We start from the raw sequence: 21,988 nt of genomic DNA on the forward strand, positions 1-21,988 counted from the left end.
TCAACAACAGTGCTCTCAATTCCCCTTCAGCAAAGATAAACAGCATCTCTTGAAGCTGCTATACTGCGTGCCGCTAATTCAGTCGCACCTAGGAATCAACATGAGCTCTCAAGCATTAATCGACGCAAATGACCGTCTAACCACTAAGCAGCGTTACCAAAGCTTTATCGAACAAACTCGCAAGAGCCAACAGGTTTGGACCTTAAGTGACGAACAAGGTTGTTTGATTATCGAAACCGGTGACGAAAAAGTATTACTGCTATGGAGCGAGCAAGCTCTTGCAGAACACTGGGCCAGTAAAGATCACGCAAACTTTAAAGCCCTCGCCATTAGTTTGAGTGACTTGACCGAGAAGTGGCTCCCGGGAATGGCCAACGATGGTTTTGATCTAGCAGTGGCGCCTAGCTTTGCCGGTGAAGGCACAATTGTTGCGCCCTTAGATCTTGCCGACGAGCTTAGCAGCGGAAAAATCAAGTAAGCCGGGTATTTACCGCGCTTAAGTCCACTAAGCAGTTTTTTTAGTAAGGACTTAAGTGTAGAATCTTCGGCTCGAAAATTGTTCATAGCGCCCAAACGGGTACAGAAATACATACAGGTTAAATTATGACGACAACGGTTAATCCATTATTAGAAGATTTGAAGGCGCGCGGCCTAGTTGCTCAATGCACTGCCGACGAAGAACTGGCCGAACACCTTTCTAGTGGAGCCCGCACCCTGTATTGTGGCTTTGACCCAACAGCCGACAGCCTGCACATTGGTAGCCTAGTACCACTGCTTATGCTTAAGCGTTTCCAACAAGCTGGTCACAAGCCCTTAGCCTTGGTGGGTGGTGCAACTGGTTTAATTGGTGACCCAAGCTTTAAAGCCGCAGAGCGTAAACTAAACAGTGATGACGTAGTTACCGGCTGGGTAGAGAAGCTGAAAAAGCAAGTCAGCCAGTTTATTGAGTTTGGCGAACAAGACAACGCCGCCAAGGTAATCAATAACCTTGATTGGATTGGCAAAGTAAACGTGATTGATTTCATGCGTAACGTAGGTAAACACTTTAGCGTTAATGCCATGATCAAAAAAGAATCGGTAAAACAGCGTATCGACCGTGATGAGTCAGGTATCTCGTTCACCGAATTCAGCTACATGCTGCTGCAGTCATACGACTTTGCCGAGCTTAGCGATAAACAAAACACCACCTTACAAATTGGTGGCTCTGATCAATGGGGTAACATCACTGGCGGTATCGACCTAGCTCGCCGCATGTACAGCAACAAAGTTTACGGCTTAACCATGCCGCTAGTCACTAAAGCTGATGGCACCAAGTTTGGTAAAACTGAAACAGGCACCATTTGGCTAGACCCTAAGCGCACCTCGCCTTACGCGTTCTACCAATTCTGGATTAACACGGCTGATGCCGACGTATATTCGTTCTTGCGTTACTTCACCTTTATCGACGTAGCCGAAATTGCTGCCATTGAAGAGCGTGATAAAGCCGCCCAAGGTCGCCCAGAAGCGCAAGGTATTTTAGCCAAAGAAGTGACTCGTTTAGTGCATGGCGAAGAAGGCTTAGCCTCAGCAATGCGGATTACTCAAGCGCTATTCTCTGGCGACTTAGCCTCTCTCAGTGAGTCAGATTTAGAACAGCTAGCCCAAGATGGTTTGCCTACCACTCAACTTGAACAAAGCGAAGCTGGTTTAGTTGAGCTACTTACAGCGAGTGAGTTGGCTAAATCAAATAAAATGGCGCGCGAATTTATAGGTAACGGCGCAGTGTCTGTAAACGGCGAAAAGCTAAACGACCCTCAGCTAACCCTGCAAGCCAGCGATGCCTTATACGGTAAGTATTCGGTAGTTAAGCGCGGTAAAAAATTATTCAGTTTGATCATTTGGGCTAAATAATTTTACTGTTAAGAGCAATCAGCCACGCTGATTGCTCGATTTATTCCCTTCAACATATTATCCACCACCTCTGCTGTTGTTATCTGCCAGAAAAACCTTTTCTGAGTATTCCAATGTCGCTTCTTGTTGGCTTCAATCACCCTTCATAAACTTCTCATTGCACTGGTAATTTCCCTAGAAAGCTTTAATTCAAATCTAGCTGCACGCGCTCTTGTTATCAACCAATTTCAATAAACGTTAACCAGTTTGCAGTTTAAGTTAAAAAAGTCTGGCAAAATTGGTTTACAAATTTTAGATGTATGAGCCAAAATGCTATTTAGAAACACCTTACTAATTGCCGCCACTAGCCTCGTCTTCACACTTCAAGCTAAAGACTGGGCTGACTATGATGTCCCCGCGGATCCTGGGCTTGGTAATACTTGGGAATTAATTGACGCCTTTTCTGACGATTTTAACTACCAAGGAAAAAACCAACAGTTTAGTGAAAAATGGAACGACCATTACCACAATGCTTGGACTGGCCCAGGCTTAACTATATGGAGTTCTGAACACTCTGATGTAGTAGACGGAAAGCTGGTGATTAAAGCTGCCAGAAAACCGGATACCGAGAAAGTTCACCTAGGTGTAGTGACTTCTAAAACACCAATCATCTATCCAGTTTACATGGAAGCCAAAATTAAAGTGGCTAACCAAGTGCTTTCGTCTAACTTTTGGTTATTAAGTGCCGATGACAAGCGCGAGCTAGATATACTAGAGATATACGGCAGCGATCGCGCCAACCACCACAAGCATTCTCGCCATGCAAATACCAACTACCATGTATTTATTCGTGATGAAGAAAGCAACGCAATTATCCGAGATATTGGCTCTCAACAGCATCACTTCTTACCAAACGAAGCGCCTTATCGCGATAACTTTCATCGCTTTGGCGCATACTGGATCGATCCATGGAATGTCGAGTTTTACATTGACGGACGTTTAGTTCGTCGCTTAAACAAAACGTCACTTAAAGACCCAGAAAATCTTGGTCTAGACCGTGAGATGTTCATGATCATCGACATGGAAGATCACGACTGGCGCTCAAGTGTTGGTCACATAGCTAGCGATGAAGATTTAGCCGATGAAACCAGAAACAAAATGCTGGTAGATTGGGTACGAGTATATGCGCCAGTAAAAGCCAATGAGAGTGAGCAGAAACTAGGCCCAGTAAAACTCCCTATTGATGTGGCCGGTTTGAGCTTGCGCCACAGCACCAAGTGTTTTGAAATTAGAAACCCCCGCTCAGAAAAAGGCGCTCGCTATCGACAAAGCTACTGCAGCCATCGTGGCCAACAGCAGAAGTTTACTTTTACCGAGCAAGTGAGTGAACAGGGCCAACAAATAAGCATTAAAAACACCGCAAATGATTTTTGTGTTGCAGCGCGAGAAGGCAAGCAAGACTTACGCCAACAACACTGTGATGAGCAATCGGCAGCCCAGTCTTGGCTATTATCAAACAAAGGCCACAATTGGTTCAGCATTAAAAACCTCGCCACTGGTGAATGCCTAGAAATGGCGAAAGGCTCCCAGAAAAATGGCAAAAACTTGTCATTGGGTGAATGTGATGGCTCGGAACATCAAAGCTTTAAATTCGTAAATTAATGGGAAGGCTAGCCTAACAGCTGGCCATTTACTTCGCTTAAACAATAGGTTGTTCATGAAAAATTATCAGATGTACATCAATGGTAGCTGGCTAGATGCAAAATCAGGAGCACGCGCCGAGGTACTTAACCCTTCAACTGAAGAAGTTATCGCCACTGTCGCTAATGGCGATGAAACCGATGCAGAGCTAGCCATGAGCGCAGCAGTAGCAGCACAAAAGCAATGGCGTAAGCTACCTGCTCGCAAACGCGCCGAAAAACTGTATGAATTAGTGGCAGAGATTAAAGCTAACCGTGACTTCTTAGCCGAGCTGCTTGTGCAAGAACAAGGCAAGTTACTAAAAGTAGCGCGCATGGAGGTAGACGTAACCTGCTCGTTTATTGAATACGCCTGCGAATGGGCTCGCCACATTGAAGGTGACATTGTTGAGTCAGACAACCCTGACGAGCACATTTGGATCCACAAGGTGCCGCGTGGTGTAGTGGTGGCCATTACCGCATGGAATTTTCCACTAGCGCTAGCTGGTCGCAAAATTGGCCCAGCCTTAGTGGCGGGTAATGCAATTATTGTTAAGCCAACTACCGAAACACCATTAGCAACACTTGAACTAGCAAAACTGGCCGACAAAGTTGGCTTGCCAAAAGGTTTATTAAACGTAGTCACCGGCCCAGGTCGCTCCTTAGGCGATGCACTGGTTCGCCACCCAAAGACAGCCATGGTATCAATGACAGGCAGTACTCCAGCCGGCCAAGCCATTGTGCGGGCAGCCTCAGACAACTTAGCTCATGTACAACTAGAGCTAGGCGGCAAAGCGCCCTTTATCGTGCTAGACGACGCTAACATAGATGCGGCAGTAGACGCAGCGCTAAACTCTAAGTTCGATAACTGTGGCCAAGTATGTACTTGTAACGAACGTTTATATGTTCATGAAGCTATCTACACCGAGTTTATGGACAAATTGCTTGCCAAGGTGAAAGCCATAAAGGTAGGTGACCCAATGAACGAAGATAGCGACATGGGACCAAAAGTAAGTGCTAAAGAGCTAGCCAATATGGAAGCCATGGTTGCTAAAGCCATAGAAGAAGGTGCCACCTTAGTCACTGGTGGTAAACGCTTAAGCGGCAAGGAGTTTGAAAAAGGCTACTGGTTTGAACCCACCGTATTTACCGACGTAACCCAAGAGATGAGCCTCGTTCACGAAGAGATCTTTGGCCCTATTTTGCCCGTAGTTAAATTTACTGAGTTTGATCAAGTGATTAACTATGCCAACGACTCTGAGTACGGTTTGTCGGCGATGATCTTCACCGACCGAATTAAACTAGTCATGGACTTAGTAAACGACCTTGAATGCGGAGAGATTTATGTAAACCGCGGTCATGGCGAGCAACATCAAGGCTTCCACAATGGTTACAAACTAAGTGGCTCCGGCGGTGAAGATGGCAAATATGGTTTTGAGCAATACCTAGAGAAGAAAACCTTCTACGTAGATTTCTCAAAATAACGCTTTTTCTTAGGAAGTGAGCAAGCAACTTATTAGCAGTGAGTTGCTTGCTACCCGCAGTTTTGAATATGGAGACCGCAATACCCAATAGCAACAATAACTAAACGCAAATATATGGTGATAATATGCTCTATGTTGGATTATTTTTAAGCTTAATAATGGTTTATATCGGCTTACTCGAATTAATTCAGTGGCAGCGACCCAAGCAATAAAAAAAACTATAATTTCCGCAGTCATTAGCTTACCTAATTGAGCTAATGGGAAATATTCAGCTAAAGCCCATCCACCGAACAGTGCCAAAGCTTAGCTTAAACTTAAACTGTTCCCTTAAGGCATTATCTTCAGCCTTTTAAGTTTATAGACACTTAAGTGGTAATCCCCGAATAACTAAACCCAACACCTAATTTTGATTAAAAAGTTAATAACAAGTTACCAATTGCCTTAAAAAAGTCATAAATTTTTCCTAAGCTGCTTGCAGTTCATCGCTTAAGTCGGTAACTATGGTTTATTATCAAATCCGTTGTTAGTTCCACTACGATTAAGGAATGCTATGCAAATTCGCCCTATTCATGAAGAAGACGCGGTTGACGTGGCCATGCTGGCAAAGCAACTAGGCTACAATCCAACGGCACAAACTGTACTACCTAATATTCACGCTATTTTAGAAAACCCTGCCCACCAAGCCTTTGTTTACCTCAACGAACAAGAGCAAGTAGTAGGTTGGATACACGTATTTATCGCTCTGCGTTTAGGCTCACTACCCTTTGCTGAAATCAGCGGTATGGTGGTTGACCAAGACTCACAAAATCAAGGCATTGGCCGGGCACTTGTTAAACAATGCCGTCATTGGGCGACTAGCCGCGGCGTTGGCGAAATTCGAGTACGTTGTGACTCTACCCGCGAACAAGCAAATCAGTTTTACCAGCACATCAAATTTAAACAGCGTAAAACACAACGGGTGTTTGTGCGCGATCTGTAGCTGTTCCTTAAACTAGCTTATGGTAATATTCCGCTGATTTTTCCTTTTGATAAAGAGACGGTTATGACTACAGCTATTATTGGTGCAATGGAACAAGAAGTGGTAGCACTTCGCGAAATGATCGATAACTGTGATACCTATAGTTTTGCTGGTTGTGAATTTTATAGTGGTGAAATTAACCAGCACCCAGTAGTAGTAACCCGCTCTGGCATCGGCAAAGTAGCTGCCGCCATTGCCACTACCGTGTTACTGCAACGCTACCAACCCACTCAAGTGATCAATACTGGCTCTGCCGGAGGTTTTGACCCCGCTTTAAAAGTAGGCGATGTGGTTATCTCTAACGAATTACGCTATCACGATGTAGACCTTACAGCCTTTAGTTACGAAATGGGCCAACTGCCTGCTAACCCAGCCGCCTATAAAGCTGACGCTAAGCTTATCGAGATTGCCGAACAGGCTGCTAAGCAGCTTTCAGGCCATCAAATTGTGCGTGGTCAAATCTGTACTGGTGATATTTTTATGGCTGATCCTGAACGTGTCGCTAAAGCCCGTGCCGACTTCCCAAATATGACCGCAGTAGAAATGGAAGGCGCCGCTATTGCGCAAGTTTGTCATCTCGCCAAAGTGCCATTTGTGGTGGTTCGAGCGTTGTCAGACATTGCCGGTAAAGAGTCGCCCTCGTCATTTGATGAATTCTTAGAAACAGCAGCCAAGCACTCTACTGCCTTGGTACTAGCCATGTTAGAGAAGCTAACTGACTAATGGACGAAAGCTCCTGGCTGTGGCTTAGCCTCAGCCTGCCCTTTTTGGGTATAGCCTTAGAACGTTTAATACCAGGCCGCGGATTTGGTCAGGTAATGCTGCTAGTTCGTTGGTTTGCCGAGCAACTATCAATAAAAGTAAATCGCAGTGGCAATGGTCCTCGCCAGCAGCGCATTGCTGGCGGTTTGGCTTTACTGGCGATTTTACTGCCTCTAAGCTTAGGCTTAGCCTTGTTTAACCAACTTAACCCCCTCACCGTGTTAGTAGACAGTTTCCTGCTACTTTGCCTGCTACAATGGCAAGCACCAATGCACAGTTACCATCGCATTACTCACCTTCTCAACAAACATTTGCACAAACCCGCCCGCAACATTTTACGGCCTTGGGTATTACGCGATTGCGAAAGTTTGTCTGCAGTCGGCGTGGCTAAAGCGTCTGCTGAAATGCTATTGCTGAGGCTAGCAGCCAATTGGTTTGGGGTGATTTTTTGGTTTATGTTGGCAGGCATTGTACCGGCCTTAATCTACCGCATCGTTACCGAGTTACACTTTGCTTGGAACCCTAAACTCGTGCAATTTCGCCAATTTGGTCATACCGCAAGTCGCTGCTATCAGCTGTTTAGCTACCTGCCCTTCCAACTATTAGCATTAATTATCTGTTGTTATGGCAAACTCTCTCGTAACAGGGCCGCGCTTAGTGAAGGCTTCCGCTGGCCTTATATCAGTAGTGGTAAGCTAATAAGCGTAAGCGCAAGTAGCTTACAAAGCGAGCTAGGTGGACCTCGCCATTACCAACAGCAAAAAGTTGAACAAGCCCGCTTTGGCCCAAGCCAGCAATACCCAGAAGCGGCTGAGCTAGACAGACTTGCCTTAAAACTCAATATGAGTGCGCTACTGTACTTACTTATTCTTTGTCCAATTTACCTTGCGCGTGTTATCTATCTTTAAGGCTGCAAGAGCCAATACCGTTAAGCTCATCGTCGTATTGCTAGCGACCTTTTTCAGCACTGTGCTTTACGCTAAACCGCAACGCATCATCTCCTTAGCCCCACATTTAACCGAGCAAGTTTATGCACTTGGAGCTGGTGATAAGCTGATTGCCACAGTAGATTATGCCGATTATCCAGAAGCCGCTAAAGCGCTGCCACGCATTGGCAATTATCAATACATTAGCCTCGAGAGCATCATTTCTTTAAAGCCCGACTTAGTTTTAGTCTGGCAACAAGGAAACCAGCAAAGTTTGGCGCAAAAGCTACGCGCCTTAAACATTCAGGTATTTGTGTCCAAAGCCAAACGGCTAGACAACCTACCTAAACAACTGGCAGAGCTGGGTAGTATTTTAGGTGAGCAAGAAACCGGACAACGCTTAAGCCAGTTTGCCGAGCAACAGCTAACTCTATTGGCGCAGCAGTATCAGTCTAAAAGCAAAGTGAGTGTGTTTTATCAAATGTGGCACACACCGCTGCGTAGCATTTCTGCAAAAAGCTGGATTGATGATGGCATTCGCTTATGTGGCGGGGAAAATATTATGGCCGAAGCGGTGGCACCCTATCCATTGCTGTCGGAAGAGTGGGTACTAGAAGCGGATCCTCAAGCCATTATTATTGCCCAATGGGAATTTGAACACTCTTGGAAGCAATGGCCACAGCTTCAAGCTGTGCAGCAGCAACACATTTACCATCTAGACCCCGATAAGGCCCATCGCTTAACTCTTCGCACTCTAGAGAGCCTAAAGCAACTTTGTAGCATGCTGGAAAAAAGCCGAAAAAAAACCCACCCAGATAAACTGAGTGGGACGAGAGCATATACGAGTGAAGAAAAATCTTCGATATAAGTAATGAAAGTGTTGTGCCAGTTTTTAGCAAGCTAAAGATCTTATAAAATTTTCGACAGACAAAACCACCCCTAAAGAGGTATTTGATATTTTATGTCGCTTTACCTTTTTTAAATCCCAAACAAACCAACAAATATGCTTTAGTCATTCGATAAGCTTTCGCACAAGCAAAAGTTGCTTAGTCAATCGCTTGCACTACTATTAACCAGCTTGCGCCAATTTGGTCAGCAACTGCTCTGTAGCCTGTTTAGCTCACGGCTTGCGCCGCTGAATCTGGCATTATTACTAGCATCTGGCTACAATCGCGGTAATCACTGTGTTTGTATGTTGGAAGTAGATTGCAAAGCTTATTACCTAAACGTCATCGTCGGCTGTTGTTTGTTGCCATAATGCTGGTAATAGCCGCACTGCTCATACCGAGTGAAAAAAAGTCGGCAAGTGCTAGCCTGCGGCAAACTATCGATCTTTCGGCCAAGGCCAACAACATCCAAGAAGTGCGACCAACAGACGCCGCCAGCACTAACGAGCCCAGTTTAGACAAGCTACAATCTACAGCCGCTCAGCTTGAACAAATAGAAGAGAAAAAGCTAGCTAGTAAACCCGCAGTTGAACAAGTGCCAGAGCTTTCTCCAAACCAAGCAGTTGAGCAAGCTGAAGAGCAACACTCAGCCATGGATACTGCGGCTAAATCCCCTGCCGCAGCAGCTGAGGCAGCAAGCGAAATCGCCCAAACTTCTGAAGCATCAAGTTCATTAACTCCGCAAACTAACGCTACCGATAATACCGTTAAGGTCAGCGATGCCGCCGAGTTAATTGCGCAACTGCAGCAAGGCAAAGAACTTAACCTAGGTGTGCGTTATCCCCTGCAACTGGAGATAGAACCGCAACAAGCCCTCGAAGAACCCGAGCACTTCTACACCCTTAAACGCCAAACCGTTAAATCGGGTGACAGCATGGCGCTTATCTTCTCGCGGGTGGGTTTAAGTGCTCGCACTTTACACGACATCGACCAACTCGGCGGGGAAGCAAGAAAGCTGCGCACGGTTCACCCCGGCGATACCCTGGATTTTTATCTCGATGACCAAGATCGATTAATGGAGCTACATTATCCACAATCGAAACATCAAACACTGATTATTGAGCGAAATAAGCAAGATGGTTTCGCGGTAAAAGTAGATACCCAAGAGCTAGAAGTAAGAACTAACTTTGCCCAAGGCACCATCAATTCAAGCTTCTGGAATGCCGGTATAAGTGCTGAACTCAGTCAGGGACAAATTATGGCGCTAGCCGCTATTTTTGGCTGGGATATCGATTTTGCTTTAGACATTCGTAAAGATGATAGCTTTATGGTGCTGTTTGAAGAGCACTACATCGACGGTCAATTTGCAGGAAACGGCGATATTATTGCCGCCGAGTTTATTAACCAAGGTGATGTATTTAGAGCGGTTCGTCACGAAGATGGCAACTATTACACCCCAGAAGGCCGCCCAATGCGTAAAGCCTTTTTGCGCGCGCCAGTTAACTTCAAATACATTAGCTCTAACTTTAACCCGCGCCGTTTACACCCAGTAACCGGCAGAGTGCGCGCTCACAACGGCATTGATTATGCGGCTAAAGTGGGAACGCCAGTGCAAGCTGCCGGCGATGGCAGAGTCACTAAATCGGGTTACAGTAAATACAACGGTAACTATGTGTTTATTCAGCACAGCAGCGCCTACGTCACCAAGTACTTGCATTTGCATAAGCGCTACGTAAAAACTGGCCAACGGGTTAAACAGGGCAAGAAAATTGGCACCGTTGGTGCGACAGGGCGAGTAACCGGCCCACATTTACACTACGAATTTTTAGTGCACGGGGTACACAAAAACCCACGTACCGTGAAACTACCTACTTCAACGCCTTTAAAAGGTAAGCAAAAAGACATTTTCTTGCCGATTGCTAAGGCCAGAATCAAGCAGCTAGACAATACCAAGCGAGTATTGCTAGCCATGAATTAGGTAAATAAATGACAGACATTTATGTGGGCTTAATGTCGGGCACCAGCATGGACGGCGTAGACGCAGTGGTGGTTGATTTTAGCCAGCAAACACCTGCTCTGCTAGCCCATTACCAACAGGCAATACCACAAACCTTACTTGAGCAACTACACGGTTTATGCAGCCCAGCAGCCAACGAACTAGCCACCATGGCAGAGGCTAGCGTGGCGGTTGCTCAGTTATTTGCAGCTACCGCAACTCAAGCTATTGCTCAGGCAAAACTTAAGGCTAGTGACATTGCAGCTATTGGCAGCCACGGCCAAACCATACGCCACTTCCCCGAGTTAGCCTTTAGCCTGCAAATAGGCAGCCCAAGCCACATTGCGGTGCAAACCAACATTGATGTGGTGGCTGATTTTCGAAACAAAGATATGGCGCTAGGCGGCCAAGGAGCGCCGTTGGTACCGGCCTTCCATCAAGCAATGTTCAGCCATGCTAACGAAGCTCGTTTTATTGTTAACATAGGTGGCATTGCCAATGTTACCCGTTTAGTTCCAGGGCAAAGCTTATTGGGGTATGACACCGGACCAGGCAATACTTTGTTAGATCAACACTTTAAACGTCATCACCCTAATGGCTTGGATTATGATGATAATGGTCAGTGGGGAAAAAGCGGCCGCTGCCAGCAAAACTTACTAGAACAAATGCTAGCAGATAAGTACTTTGCCATAGCTGCCCCAAAAAGCACTGGCCGCGAGTATTTTCATTTAGCTTGGTTAGATAGCTTTCTCACACAGCCAGACTTTGCCCAAATAACACCTGTAGATGTGCAATGTACTTTGCACCACCTAAGCGCTCAGAGTATTGCTCAAGAGTTATTTGATGCTAATAAGGGCAAGATGTATTTGTGTGGCGGCGGAGACAAAAATGGCTTTTTATTAGAATTGCTGACGAGGGCATTGCCTAAGTTAACACTCAGCCGAACCTCAGAATTAGGCATTCCAGAACAAGCCTTGGAAGCGATGGCTTTTGCTTGGTTAGCACGCTGTTTTAAACTACAACAAACTGGCAACGCTAGCTCAGTAACCGGAGCAAGTCGCCCAGCCATTCTTGGCGCCTTATACCCCGCAAAATAAAAGAGGAGGGGTAACATCCCTCCTCTTTTATTTGACAACCGAACCTAACTGTCAGCAACTGCCTTGAGCTTTAAGCGCCCAACAGCTCCTGTTCTTTCGCTTCTTCTATCGCAGCTTGTTTATCTTTGCGGCTAAATTTAGCGCCAAGCATTAACAAACACGGCGTAAGAATAAGGGTTAACAGTGTTGCGAAACTTAAGCCACCAGCAACTGCTGTAGCCAGTTGTGACCACCACTGAGAAGAAGGCGCACCTACTTCAAAACTGCGCTCAAACAGGTCAATATTAAGCTCTAAGACCATGGGCATTAGACCCAAAATGGTTGTAATAGTGGTTAGCATTACTGGGCGTAAACGCTGTGCACCAGTACGCATAATGGCTTCTTGAGCGGCAATGCCTTGGCGACGCAGAACGTTGTAGGTATCAATCAAAACAATGTTATTGTTCACCACGATCCCCGCTAAGGTAATTACCCCCAAACCACTCATAATAATGCCAAAGGCTTGCCCAGCGATTAACAAACCAAGTAATACACCAATGGTTGAGAACAATACTGCTGAGAGAATTAACAAAGCTTGATAGAAGCTATTAAACTGAGTGATAAGAATCAGTCCCATTACAAACAAAGCTACCAAGAAAGCTCTTTCCAAAAACACCATACTCTCTTGTTGATCCTCATTTTGGCCGCGCAGCTTAATATCAACCAAGGGGTCAAGCTCAAGCTGTTTAAGCTGCTCTTGTATCTTAGGAAGTTCAATACTGAGGTTTTGCCCAGCCGCTACGTCGGCACTTACCGTGAGCACTTGGCGACCATCCACCTTGTTGATCACATCTTGTTTGGGTTTAGCTTCTAAGCTTACAAAGTTAGTAATGGGTACTAAGCCATAAGCCGTTTTCACCCGCAGCTCACTTAAGCGGCTAATGCTGCGATTTTCTTCAGGGAAACGCACTCGAATCTCTAGCTCATCGTCCACATCATCGGGGCGATAATCACCAATATTTAAACCATTAGTTACAAACTGTACGGTATTACCTAGCAAAGTAACATCGGCGCCAAAACGAGCAGCTTTGGCACGGTCAACCTTAAGCTGCCATTCAATTCCGGGTTTGGTGGTTGAGTCCTCGGCATTAACAAAGTGCGGATTGTCATTCACTAACTCACGAATTTTCTTGGCCATCGGCTCTAAACGCTCGGGAAAGCGAGAGCTCAACTCAAGCTGCAAGTCTTTACCCGCCGGTGGGCCTGCTTTGTCTTTACGAAACTCAATCTCTAAGCCGGCAATAGGTGCTAAGCGTGAACGCATGTCTTCAATAATTTCGTTAGCTGGTCGACGTTCGTTCCAATCTTTAAGATTAACCCGAATATCCCCCAGCTGATCGCCACCTACTTTAGTGTATAACGTATCGTAGTCTTCTAAATCGATGATGCGACGCTCAACCTCAAGCATTACTTGTAGCTTTTCATCGGTAGAGTAATCGCCATGCGAGCGAACAATAATGTTGTAGCCCACTGGCTCTACTTCAGGAAAAAACTCCACACCTTTACCCGCGCTGGCATAAGCCATTATTACTGCAATCGCAATAACAATGCCCAAGCCCAGTACCCGTAACGGAGCGTTTACCGCTTTGTGCAATACCCGCAAATAAACACCGGTAAACCCATCAAGGTCTTGCCATTCGCCTTTATCCGCTTTAATTAGCGCCTGTTGCTGCTTGGCAGTTAATTTACGTGGGCGACCAAAAATATTACCCAAGGAAGGTACAAAAATTAATGCCATCACCAAGGAGGCACTTAGGGTCGCAATTAAGGTTAAGGGTAAGTACCCCATAAACTGCCCCACCATACCTGGCCATGCCAATAAGGGAGCAAACGCCGCTAAGGTAGTTGCGGTTGACGCAATAATTGGCCACGCCATACGTTGCGAGGCCAGCGAATATGCTTGATGGCGAGGAACACCTTCACTCATTTGCCTATCGGCAAACTCGGTTACCACAATGGCCCCATCCACCAACATTCCCACCGCCATAATAAGCGAAAACAACACCACCATATTGATAGTGAGCCCGCCTAAAGACAGCATTAAAATACCAGCCAAAAATGAGCCGGGAATAGCAATTCCCACCAACAGAGATGAACGTACGCCCATTACTGCAATAATCACCACCACCACCAACAAGACTGCAGATAAGATGTTATTTTGCAGCTCTGACAGCATGGTGCGAATATCTTTAGATTTATCACCGGCGTAATCAATAATTACCGAATCTGGCCAAAACGCTTGTTCTTGAGCAATTAGCGCTTTTACCTGTTCAATGGTTTCAATCAGGTTTTCGCCGGGGCGTTTGCTCACCTCTAAAGAGATGGTGGGCTTACCATTTACCCGTGCGTAAGTGCTGGCATCTTTAAAGGTTCGTCTGGCAGAGGCCACATCACCAAAGGTAACAATGCGGTCACCATCTACCTTAATTGGCAGCTCAATAACATCTTTTACGTTCTCAAATACCGCAGGTACTTTTACCGCAAAACGGCCATTGCCGGTATCTAGGGTACCCGCAGTGACCAAACGGTTATTGCGGCTTACCAAGTTGTAGATATCGGCTTGGTCTAAACCATAAGACTCCATCAAAAGCGGGTTTACCGTAATCTCCAAAAAGTCTTCACGGTCTCCACCAATGTTAACTTCTAGTACCTGCTTCATGGTTTCCATTTGGTCTTGCAGGTCTCGAGCAATCGTTAGTAAAGCACGCTGTGGAACATCACCCGACAGCAACACCGTAATAGCAGGCTGTTCTGTGGCTAAGGTTACTTGATGCACCTCTGGCTCATCGCCGCCGGCAGGCAGTTTAGGTTTGGCTTGATCCACCTTAGCCCGCACATCCGACAAGGCTTGGTCAATATCAACCCCAACAATAAACTCCAGCACCACCGAACCATGACCTTCACTGGCGGTGGCGGTCATTTCCTTAATACCTTCTAAACCTTGTAACTCTTGCTCCATAGGGCGCAGCAATAAGCGCTCAGCATCTTGCGGCGAAATACCATCGTGTGGGATCGATACGTAAATAACTGGGATCTCGACATCGGGATCCGATTCTTTAGGAATATTGTTGTAGGTAATAATACCGGCAACAAATAAAAACAGCAGAATGGATAATACCGTTCGAGTGCGCGATAAAACCGCTTCAATAAAAGCGTGCATTATTCAGCCCTCTCTTGCGCTAACAAGTCTGCTTTAGTGACAGGCTCAACCTTATCGCCTTGGCGCACAAAACCTTGGCCTAAAACAATCACATCGTTGTCACCACTAAAGCCGGATAACCACGCGCCATCGGGATCTGAGCGCACTAAACTGGCTGGCACAAACTGCACTACATCATCAACAACTGTTTTAACCCCAAGGTTACCTTTTTCATCAAGGGCTAATACAGCCGGACTAACTTTAATCGCCTCTACTTCTTCAAGCGGGAAACGCACACTGGCACTCACCCCCGCCATTAACTCTTGTTGTTGGTTATCGAGTAATACTTCTACTTTAAAGGTTCGGGTATTGGGATCAGACAAGGTAGCAATAAAGTCGATGGTTCCCTCAACTTCTTCTCCAGTAACCAAGTTTACGTAGGCTTTTTCACCCAAAGAAAGCTGCGAGATATCGCGCTCAGACACATCGGTACGCACCAATAGTTGCTGAGTATCGGCAAGCCTTAAGATTGGGTCACCAATACCTAGATAAGCACCCGCCTCAACAATATTTTCTTCAAAAATACCGTTGTATGGGGCTAATACCAATGTGTTATCAATGGCTAAATTAAGCGATTTAACATTGGATTCTGCATCCACCAGCGCAGCCTTGGCCTCTGCTAAACGGGCTTTACCTTGGAACCCTTGCTTGCTAAGCGCTTTAACCCCAGCATACTCAATGGTGCGTTGCTCTAACAAGGCTTCGGCACGCAGTAGCTGTGAACGACGATCTTGAATATCTAAACGAGCAAGGGCTTGGCCCTTTTTAATTGGCCGACCTTCGGCAACCAAAAACTCCAACAAACGACCAGATACTTCGGCAGAGATAACACTTTGACGGCGCGCCTCTGTTTGCCCGTATAAATGTAAGCTGCGTTCAATGGTCTCGGCTGTGTAGGTTTTCACTTGCACGCGGGTTAGCTTGTGAGCGGCTTTCTCAGGTTCAGCTTTGGCTTCATCTGCATTTGTCATTTGACCAGAAAGCATCCAAAACACCACTACAGCAACAATAAAAATAGAAAGGATATATGGGCGAGCAGCAAAAAACTGTTTTACGGCAACAGACACAATTAAACACTCCCTGTCGATAATTCAAATAAGAGAATCAGTATACAAGTTAGTGCAAACAATCTATATGCTTTGCCGAAGACTACTGACAAATTTGCTACAAAGCGTTAGCTAAGTATGAAAAATAGCGAAGCCACCAGACGGTGGCTTACAAAAAGATACAATTGTAGGGTGTTTTGCTAACCAGCTTAGATGCTAAATGATGAACCACAACCACAGGTTGTACTAGCGTTAGGGTTGTTCACTAGGAAGCGTGAACCTTCTAGGCCAGAGGTGAAATCAACGATACCGCCCACTAAATATTGCAAACTCATTGAATCTACAACCATCGATACACCTTGTTTTTCTACTAAGGTATCACCTTCATTTACTTTTTCATCGAAGGTGAATCCGTAAGAAAAACCAGAACAACCACCGCCTGTGACATAGACACGCAACATTAGCGCTGGGTTTTCTTCTTCAGCAACTAGCTCTTTTACTCGCGACGCAGCGGCGTCGGTAAATTGAATTGGAAATGCGGCTTGTTCAGTTACAGCTTGTTCTGACACAATCTATTCCTTAAAAATGTTAACTGACGCAGATTATGTAATACCCGAGTAATTTGTTCAAGTATTATCCTAAGAGGGTTTACCCATAGTTTTAGGGGACAAGTCGGTATTTATTCTCTTGGCCAACTTTGTTTGTAAATAATCTCGGCTTTTTTGTTCCATTTATTGCCGTTAACTTTAGCGGTAAGCTCAATCCGCTCCGCTTTAAAGCCTTCGGGCAACTTAATGTCGGTATTCACTTCTTGAAAATACCGAAATTTAAACGCCAAGGGAACGGCCTCACTTTGTAAATCTGCCAAATTATATTGCGCTGGTTCTTGGTTCTGACTACCCACCACCACTAACTGCAATTCCCCACTTAACCAGCGTTTATTGCGCGCAACTTGCATCAACAATACCTGCAGTCGGTAATAGTTAGGGCTAAGCATTGGCTCAATGTTTAGTTGTTCAATTTTCATGCCGCCAGCTTGTTTTTCTGGGGCCATGATTTTTCTATAAACCAACAGCTCTTCAGTTAAGGCAAGCTTTTGCTCGGTCAGTTGATTAATGCTTTGTTTTAACTGTGCTAACTCTGCCAAGCTGGTATCTTGCTCAAGGCGCACCATCGACAAACGTTGTTGTAATACCGACTGGCTGTCGAGAGAGTTGCTAAGCTGCTGCTTTAGTTGACTAATTAGTTGATCTTTTTCTTCAACAACAACCGACAAGCCATACAGGCTAGTTAACGCCAAGGCAGCGATTAAACTTACAATTAATAACTTTGGCTTTGCCACTTTTACTCTAACCTGTCGCGAAAAGACGACAGTTTACCCAGATTTTCCCTCGGCAACAAACTACAGTTAGTTCTCTGCGATACCACTAACTTTCTGCCCGTAAAACTAGTTAGTTTAAGCAGCTCAATTCTTTAATTTAAATAGCTACAGCATGCAAGCTGCACCAACCTAAAAACGCTGCCGCTAAGCAACATTACTTGGCTATTGATTATTTGTTATAGTGAGCGCAATTTACTGCCTTTGTGGCGCGTGACTCAGATTTTAAAGGATGCTTTATGTCTCGTTCAGAACAACTTTTTAGCCAAGCCCAGCAAACTATTCCTGGTGGCGTTAATTCACCGGTTCGTGCCTTTAATGGCGTAGGTGGAACACCGGTTTTTATTGAACGAGCCGACGGTGCGCGCATTTATGATGCCGATGGCAACAGCTACATCGATTACGTGGGCTCATGGGGCCCAATGATTTTGGGTCATAACCACCCAGCAATTCACCAAGCAGTGGTAGATGCCGCCGCTAAAGGCTTGAGTTTTGGCGCGCCCACCGCTGCCGAAATAGACATGGCCAACTTAGTCTGCGAATTGGTGCCATCAATGGACCAAGTGCGTATGGTTAACTCGGGCACCGAAGCCACCATGAGTGCGATTCGCCTTGCTCGTGGCTACACCGGCCGTAACAAAATTGTTAAGTTTGAAGGTTGCTACCACGGCCATGCCGACTCATTACTGGTTAAAGCTGGCTCTGGGGCATTAACCCTTGGCCAACCAAGCTCGCCGGGTATTCCCGCCGATTTTGCTCAACATACTCTTACCGCCACCTATAATGATTTAGCCTCGGTTGAAGCTTTGTTTGCCGAATACCCAGAAGACATTGCTTGTATCATTGTAGAGCCAGTGGCAGGCAACATGAACTGTATCCCTCCTGTAGACGGCTTCTTGCAAGGGCTACGTGCCATTTGTGATAAATACCAAGCGGTATTTATTATTGATGAAGTAATGACTGGTTTTCGGGTTTCATTAGGCGGAGCACAAGCTCATTATGGGGTAAAACCCGACCTAACTTGTTTAGGAAAAGTGATTGGCGGCGGCATGCCTGTAGGCGCTTTTGGTGGCAGCCAAAAAATTATGGATCACTTAGCGCCTGTTGGTCCGGTGTATCAAGCGGGTACTTTATCGGGTAACCCTATTGCTATGGCGGCTGGTTTAGCGGCACTTAATGCCCTAAAAGATCCTGCGGTTCATCAACACCTAAATGTAATCACCGAGCGCTTGGCCAAAGGCCTCAAAGCGGCTGCAGATCGCCAAGGCATTCCATTAACCGTTAATCAAGTAGGTGCAATGTTAGGCTTCTTCTTCACCGAAGAAAGCAGCGTGACTAACTTCGCCCAAGCTTGCGCCTGTGATGCAGAACGTTTCAAAAAGTTCTTCCACTTAATGCTGGAAGAAGGCGTTTACTTAGCCCCGTCAGCTTTTGAAGCTTCATTCACTTCTTTTGCTCACAGCGAAGCAGATATTGATGCCACTATTGCTGCAGCAGAGCGTTGTTTTGCCAAGTTAAAATAAGCTGGATTACCGCACTTGCCCAAGAGTGCGGCTTTACCTTAGCCATTCAATTTTCACTACCTGGCCAGTTTTTAGATACACCACGTATTTTTTGCCTTTAATGTTATAAAGCACGCCTTCTAACTTATTGAAGTTATCGCCGCTTACTACTTCTTCATATTCAGGCTTGCCACAAGCACTAATTAACTCCAACTTATCGGTACCCGAGCGTATCCAAGTGCCATTACAGTTTATATTCGCCACCTCGGTGCCATTACCAGCTTGTACCCCAGCAGCAATAAAGCCTAACAACAAACAAATATGTTTTTTCATATCCCGACTCTTATTGATGATTTTATAATTCACAAAATGAGTATAGTAAGCAATAACTTAGCGGGAAGAGTTTTTTACTGAAGGCCGAGTCCAAAGAAAAACCATCACAGCTAACAGGCATGTACCTGCGGCAATACGGGCAAACCACGGAACCTCCATCCACAACATTAAACCAGCCGAAATAGCCACCATAAGGGTAGCGCTGCACTTTGCTTTAAGGCTTACCACACCATGTTGCTGCCAATCATTTAATAAAGGACCAAAAGTGCGATGCTGCTCAAGCCAAGCAGCAAACCGAGGAGAGCTTTTAGAAAATAGAATCGCGGCTAATAAGATGAAAGGCGTAGTAGGCAACAAAGGCAAAAAAATACCTACCGTGCCCAGCAATACCGCTAGCCACGCAATTAACAGGTAAAACACTTTTAGCATTAAACATGCACCTTTAATAAGTAAGCAAATAGTTTACCCTGTGGCGCGATAAATAACTGTTAGTTATGACTTGTAGCCAAATAAAATTAGACATCTAGACGGCTAATGATTAAATTAACTCTGCCGCCGATTTAATCGCCAACTTGCGGGCGGCTAACAAATACCGCTAAAGCGCCTAAGGGCGCGAACTATTAATTAGGAGTTCGTCATGTTTGAAGCCGTCCAAAAAGAAACTGTTTTTCACCGTAACACTGCCTCCTGCACTAGCAATAACGTTTATCGCTTTACCAGCAAGCGCAATAACCCGCTCAATCACCATCAAGCTGAACTAAGCCTCTCGGTAGAATACTTGGAGCAAACCCAGTTTAGCGATCGCTGTAGACCAAGAGCCTAACACCCCCATTAAAAAAGGCGATGTAAAGCTACATCGCCTTTTTTAGTATTCTAAGTACTTAACAAAAAGGTGATTGCACTTCGCCACGCAAGGCTTCACGCTGGCAGGTATGGCGGTCATTACCGCTAGTGCCTATTTGCACGCTATCTTGCAAACTACTTGCTGGGGTAAATGAGGCTTGGCTAGCTGCGCTAAACATCAAAGCAGAACCAAACACTACACTCAATATTGCTGAACTTAATGCTTTCATCATTCTTCTCCTTCCCTAATTATTAACAAAATGGCGATTGAACTTCGCCGCGCAGCGCTTCACGCTGACAGGTATGACGGTCGATACCGCTAGTACCTATTTGCACACTGCCTTGCGCGCTATTTGCTGGGGTAAAAGAAGCCTGGCTTGCTGCACTAAACATTAAGGCCGAACCAAACACTACACTAACTAAACTGGTGGTTAAGGCTTTCATCATCATTCTCCTAAAACTTATCTACTTAACAAAACGGCGACTTTACTTCGCCACGTAATGCTTCGCGTTGACAGGTATGACGGTCTATTCCACTGGTACCGATATTAGTGCTTCCTTGCGCCCCATTTAGGGGACCAACCGCCGCCTGACTCGCAGCGCTAAACATTAAAAACGAACCAAAAACTACGCTTAACATTGCTGACATAACGGCTTTCATTTTATTTCTCCTAGTAATGGCTTAACTCTGTATAGCCATGACCAAGAAGACCTAGCTGTCTACTAGGTTATTTCAAAGAAATTTAAATTTTTTTAGAAAAAAGTGAGAGAAAAAGGAAAAGTTGCGGTTTTTCTGGCAGTTAGATACAGAAAAATGAGACGTGTGAGATTTAAATGCGGGGTAAAGATTAAGCGCTTAAGATTATTAAGCGCTTTTTAAACAACTAAACAATCACTGAATGAAAGATTATTTAGCATTATTGCGGGTTCGTTTATCGCTCGACTTACTTGGACAAAAACTCGCACCTGATGCACCTCTAAAACTTGAAACAGCCATAATATTTACCTCTACTACTTAAATTGTGAATGTGAAGTTCATCTGTTAACCACACAAATACTAAGGAGCAATAACGAGGCCAATTTTGATATCTTTTTTGATTAGACTAAAAATTCCAGTTTCAAGCCAATGAAAAGCCTATCAATAGTGAAATTATCTAGAAAATACGTATGGGTTTAGTTTTTTATAAGGAAGCCAGCAAGATGAGAAGTTGTTGCACAATGCGAATGCACTCACATGTGGCGCAAAGCTGCGCCACATTGCAGCAAATACTACATTATTTAGATTGGCCGTAGCGTTGATGTAAGGCTTGGTACAAGTCGTCTTGAAAACTCAATGCCGAAGCATCTAAGTTAGCCATTAGCTCAACCAAATGCTCGTTATCTTCCCTGCCATCCCACACTTTGCGGTAAGTACCTTGTTTGTACCCATTATCTTGGCGGAAGAAATTAAGCACGTTTTTACTCACGTATTGCTGATAAAGATCCAGCCAGCTCATCTTACAATCCCCCAACAGAGCCGAGAACAAGCCAATACTGGTGCGCTTAGCGGCAGCTAAACCAATAAGCAATTCAAGCTTCTCTAATAAGTTAAGTTGGCTAAATTGCCACTGTTTGCCATCAAACTGCACAGTGCTTTGCTCAATATTTTCGAAAATGTAAGCCTGAGCGGGTGCATGTTCGCCATCTGATTGCAGCAGTAACTCAGACAATACAAAGTGCCAAATATCTACTAGCTCCATTTGTAGCTGTTCTAGGTCGCAGTCTTGTTTCTTCCACCACTTCCAACCGTGATGCTCAATCGCTTCTGCGCCTTCAATAACTACCGCACGCAAAAATGGCGAACGAGTAGTTAGCCACTCTGGGTTCACTTTGGCGTTCATGTTGTCTTGTAGCTGCAACATAATTTGCGCTTGGTTTGCTTGTAACATTC

The 21,988-nt window shown here is 45.2% G+C and carries 22 protein-coding genes; 12 read left to right on the forward strand and 10 right to left on the reverse strand.

The annotated features are described in order from the left end of the window. The first annotated feature begins 100 nt into the window (after positions 1-100). From K5L93_RS06520 to K5L93_RS06565, 10 genes are all read left to right on the forward strand, one after another. A complete protein-coding gene (locus tag K5L93_RS06520) occupies positions 101-478 on the forward strand; it encodes a DUF2750 domain-containing protein (RefSeq protein WP_220718992.1) in 378 nt (125 codons plus the stop codon). Positions 479-603: 125 nt separating this feature from the next. Beyond that, on the forward strand, positions 604-1,890 hold the full coding sequence (gene tyrS, locus K5L93_RS06525) for a tyrosine--tRNA ligase (protein ID WP_220718993.1): 1,287 nt from the start codon (positions 604-606) through the stop codon (positions 1,888-1,890). 309 nt (positions 1,891-2,199) lie between these two features. Further along, positions 2,200-3,531, forward strand: a complete 1,332-nt coding sequence (locus tag K5L93_RS06530; protein ID WP_220718994.1) for an RICIN domain-containing protein — start codon at positions 2,200-2,202, stop codon at positions 3,529-3,531. Positions 3,532-3,586: 55 nt separating this feature from the next. Beyond that, positions 3,587-5,032 carry an aldehyde dehydrogenase gene (aldA, locus tag K5L93_RS06535; RefSeq protein ID WP_220718995.1) on the forward strand — a complete coding sequence of 482 codons (1,446 nt, stop codon included), beginning with the start codon at positions 3,587-3,589 and terminating at the stop codon, positions 5,030-5,032. Between the two features lie 550 nt (positions 5,033-5,582). Next, positions 5,583-6,011, forward strand: coding sequence for a GNAT family N-acetyltransferase (locus tag K5L93_RS06540; RefSeq protein ID WP_220718996.1), 429 nt, complete (start codon positions 5,583-5,585; stop codon positions 6,009-6,011). 63 nt (positions 6,012-6,074) lie between these two features. Further along, the gene (mtnN, locus tag K5L93_RS06545; protein WP_220718997.1) at positions 6,075-6,773 is read left to right on the forward strand and encodes a 5'-methylthioadenosine/S-adenosylhomocysteine nucleosidase; all 699 of its coding nucleotides are present in this window, start codon (positions 6,075-6,077) and stop codon (positions 6,771-6,773) included. Beyond that, positions 6,773-7,720, forward strand: a complete 948-nt coding sequence (locus tag K5L93_RS06550; protein ID WP_220718998.1) for a cobalamin biosynthesis protein CobD/CbiB — start codon at positions 6,773-6,775, stop codon at positions 7,718-7,720. The genes mtnN and K5L93_RS06550 overlap by 1 nt, the downstream gene beginning before the upstream one ends. 37 nt (positions 7,721-7,757) lie before the next feature. Beyond that, positions 7,758-8,606 (forward strand): cobalamin-binding protein, encoded by an 849-nt coding sequence (locus K5L93_RS06555; protein WP_220718999.1) that lies wholly within the window; start codon positions 7,758-7,760, stop codon positions 8,604-8,606. Between the two features lie 338 nt (positions 8,607-8,944). After that, positions 8,945-10,603 (forward strand): peptidoglycan DD-metalloendopeptidase family protein, encoded by a 1,659-nt coding sequence (locus K5L93_RS06560; RefSeq protein WP_246615006.1) that lies wholly within the window; start codon positions 8,945-8,947, stop codon positions 10,601-10,603. A gap of 8 nt (positions 10,604-10,611) precedes the next feature. Beyond that, complete coding sequence (locus tag K5L93_RS06565) at positions 10,612-11,718, forward strand: anhydro-N-acetylmuramic acid kinase (protein ID WP_220719000.1); 1,107 nt, start codon at positions 10,612-10,614, stop codon at positions 11,716-11,718. Positions 11,719-11,788: 70 nt separating this feature from the next. Here the strand turns inward: K5L93_RS06565 and K5L93_RS06570 are convergent, their stop codons facing one another. The 4 genes from K5L93_RS06570 to K5L93_RS06585 all read right to left on the reverse strand — a co-directional run bounded on the left by K5L93_RS06570 (position 11,789) and on the right by K5L93_RS06585 (position 17,344). Next, the gene (locus K5L93_RS06570; RefSeq protein ID WP_220719001.1) at positions 11,789-14,917 is read right to left on the reverse strand and encodes an efflux RND transporter permease subunit; all 3,129 of its coding nucleotides are present in this window, start codon (positions 14,915-14,917) and stop codon (positions 11,789-11,791) included. Continuing rightward, positions 14,917-16,023, reverse strand: a complete 1,107-nt coding sequence (locus tag K5L93_RS06575) for an efflux RND transporter periplasmic adaptor subunit (protein WP_220719002.1) — start codon at positions 16,021-16,023, stop codon at positions 14,917-14,919. The genes K5L93_RS06570 and K5L93_RS06575 overlap by 1 nt, the downstream gene beginning before the upstream one ends. A gap of 188 nt (positions 16,024-16,211) precedes the next feature. Continuing rightward, positions 16,212-16,571, reverse strand: a complete 360-nt coding sequence (gene erpA / locus K5L93_RS06580) for an iron-sulfur cluster insertion protein ErpA (RefSeq protein WP_016403550.1) — start codon at positions 16,569-16,571, stop codon at positions 16,212-16,214. A gap of 110 nt (positions 16,572-16,681) precedes the next feature. Then, on the reverse strand, positions 16,682-17,344 hold the full coding sequence (locus K5L93_RS06585; RefSeq protein ID WP_220719003.1) for a DUF6776 family protein: 663 nt from the start codon (positions 17,342-17,344) through the stop codon (positions 16,682-16,684). A gap of 275 nt (positions 17,345-17,619) precedes the next feature. On the opposite strand from K5L93_RS06585, the gene hemL reads away from it, so the two are divergent. After that, positions 17,620-18,903 (forward strand): glutamate-1-semialdehyde 2,1-aminomutase, encoded by a 1,284-nt coding sequence (gene hemL / locus K5L93_RS06590; protein WP_220719004.1) that lies wholly within the window; start codon positions 17,620-17,622, stop codon positions 18,901-18,903. 33 nt (positions 18,904-18,936) lie between these two features. Here the strand turns inward: hemL and K5L93_RS06595 are convergent, their stop codons facing one another. Then, positions 18,937-19,215, reverse strand: a complete 279-nt coding sequence (locus K5L93_RS06595) for a hypothetical protein (protein WP_016403553.1) — start codon at positions 19,213-19,215, stop codon at positions 18,937-18,939. Between the two features lie 57 nt (positions 19,216-19,272). After that, a complete protein-coding gene (locus K5L93_RS06600) occupies positions 19,273-19,644 on the reverse strand; it encodes a YbaN family protein (protein WP_220719005.1) in 372 nt (123 codons plus the stop codon). A 208-nt stretch (positions 19,645-19,852) separates the two neighbouring features. Between K5L93_RS06600 and K5L93_RS06605 the strand changes: the two genes are divergently transcribed. Then, entirely contained in the window at positions 19,853-20,038 is a 186-nt protein-coding gene (locus tag K5L93_RS06605) for a hypothetical protein (RefSeq protein WP_220719006.1), read from the forward strand. Between the two features lie 58 nt (positions 20,039-20,096). Here the strand turns inward: K5L93_RS06605 and K5L93_RS06610 are convergent, their stop codons facing one another. The 4 genes from K5L93_RS06610 to K5L93_RS06625 all read right to left on the reverse strand — a co-directional run bounded on the left by K5L93_RS06610 (position 20,097) and on the right by K5L93_RS06625 (position 21,986). Further along, entirely contained in the window at positions 20,097-20,291 is a 195-nt protein-coding gene (locus K5L93_RS06610) for a hypothetical protein (protein ID WP_246615007.1), read from the reverse strand. A gap of 19 nt (positions 20,292-20,310) precedes the next feature. Continuing rightward, positions 20,311-20,505, reverse strand: coding sequence for a hypothetical protein (locus tag K5L93_RS06615; protein WP_152784127.1), 195 nt, complete (start codon positions 20,503-20,505; stop codon positions 20,311-20,313). 22 nt (positions 20,506-20,527) lie between these two features. Continuing rightward, positions 20,528-20,719, reverse strand: a complete 192-nt coding sequence (locus K5L93_RS06620; RefSeq protein WP_220719007.1) for a hypothetical protein — start codon at positions 20,717-20,719, stop codon at positions 20,528-20,530. Between the two features lie 613 nt (positions 20,720-21,332). Continuing rightward, positions 21,333-21,986: a dUTP diphosphatase gene (locus K5L93_RS06625; RefSeq protein WP_220719008.1), complete on the reverse strand. Its 654-nt coding sequence runs from the start codon at positions 21,984-21,986 to the stop codon at positions 21,333-21,335. Positions 21,987-21,988: the final 2 nt, after the last annotated feature.

The sequence above is a fragment of the Agarivorans litoreus genome, from assembly GCF_019649015.1.
Taxonomy (GTDB): domain Bacteria; phylum Pseudomonadota; class Gammaproteobacteria; order Enterobacterales; family Celerinatantimonadaceae; genus Agarivorans; species Agarivorans litoreus.

Coding starts and splice junctions, on each gene's coding strand:
- K5L93_RS06520 (WP_220718992.1), top strand. CDS start 101: ATGAGCTCTCAAGCATTAATCGACGCAAATGACCGTCTAACCACTAAG.
- tyrS (WP_220718993.1), top strand. CDS start 604: ATGACGACAACGGTTAATCCATTATTAGAAGATTTGAAGGCGCGCGGC.
- K5L93_RS06530 (WP_220718994.1), top strand. CDS start 2,200: ATGCTATTTAGAAACACCTTACTAATTGCCGCCACTAGCCTCGTCTTC.
- aldA (WP_220718995.1), top strand. CDS start 3,587: ATGAAAAATTATCAGATGTACATCAATGGTAGCTGGCTAGATGCAAAA.
- K5L93_RS06540 (WP_220718996.1), top strand. CDS start 5,583: ATGCAAATTCGCCCTATTCATGAAGAAGACGCGGTTGACGTGGCCATG.
- mtnN (WP_220718997.1), top strand. CDS start 6,075: ATGACTACAGCTATTATTGGTGCAATGGAACAAGAAGTGGTAGCACTT.
- K5L93_RS06550 (WP_220718998.1), top strand. CDS start 6,773: ATGGACGAAAGCTCCTGGCTGTGGCTTAGCCTCAGCCTGCCCTTTTTG.
- K5L93_RS06565 (WP_220719000.1), top strand. CDS start 10,612: ATGACAGACATTTATGTGGGCTTAATGTCGGGCACCAGCATGGACGGC.
- K5L93_RS06570 (WP_220719001.1), bottom strand. CDS start 14,917: ATGCACGCTTTTATTGAAGCGGTTTTATCGCGCACTCGAACGGTATTA.
- hemL (WP_220719004.1), top strand. CDS start 17,620: ATGTCTCGTTCAGAACAACTTTTTAGCCAAGCCCAGCAAACTATTCCT.
- K5L93_RS06595 (WP_016403553.1), bottom strand. CDS start 19,215: ATGAAAAAACATATTTGTTTGTTGTTAGGCTTTATTGCTGCTGGGGTA.
- K5L93_RS06600 (WP_220719005.1), bottom strand. CDS start 19,644: ATGCTAAAAGTGTTTTACCTGTTAATTGCGTGGCTAGCGGTATTGCTG.
- K5L93_RS06605 (WP_220719006.1), top strand. CDS start 19,853: ATGTTTGAAGCCGTCCAAAAAGAAACTGTTTTTCACCGTAACACTGCC.
- K5L93_RS06610 (WP_246615007.1), bottom strand. CDS start 20,291: ATGATGAAAGCATTAAGTTCAGCAATATTGAGTGTAGTGTTTGGTTCT.
- K5L93_RS06615 (WP_152784127.1), bottom strand. CDS start 20,505: ATGATGAAAGCCTTAACCACCAGTTTAGTTAGTGTAGTGTTTGGTTCG.
- K5L93_RS06620 (WP_220719007.1), bottom strand. CDS start 20,719: ATGAAAGCCGTTATGTCAGCAATGTTAAGCGTAGTTTTTGGTTCGTTT.
- K5L93_RS06625 (WP_220719008.1), bottom strand. CDS start 21,986: ATGTTACAAGCAAACCAAGCGCAAATTATGTTGCAGCTACAAGACAAC.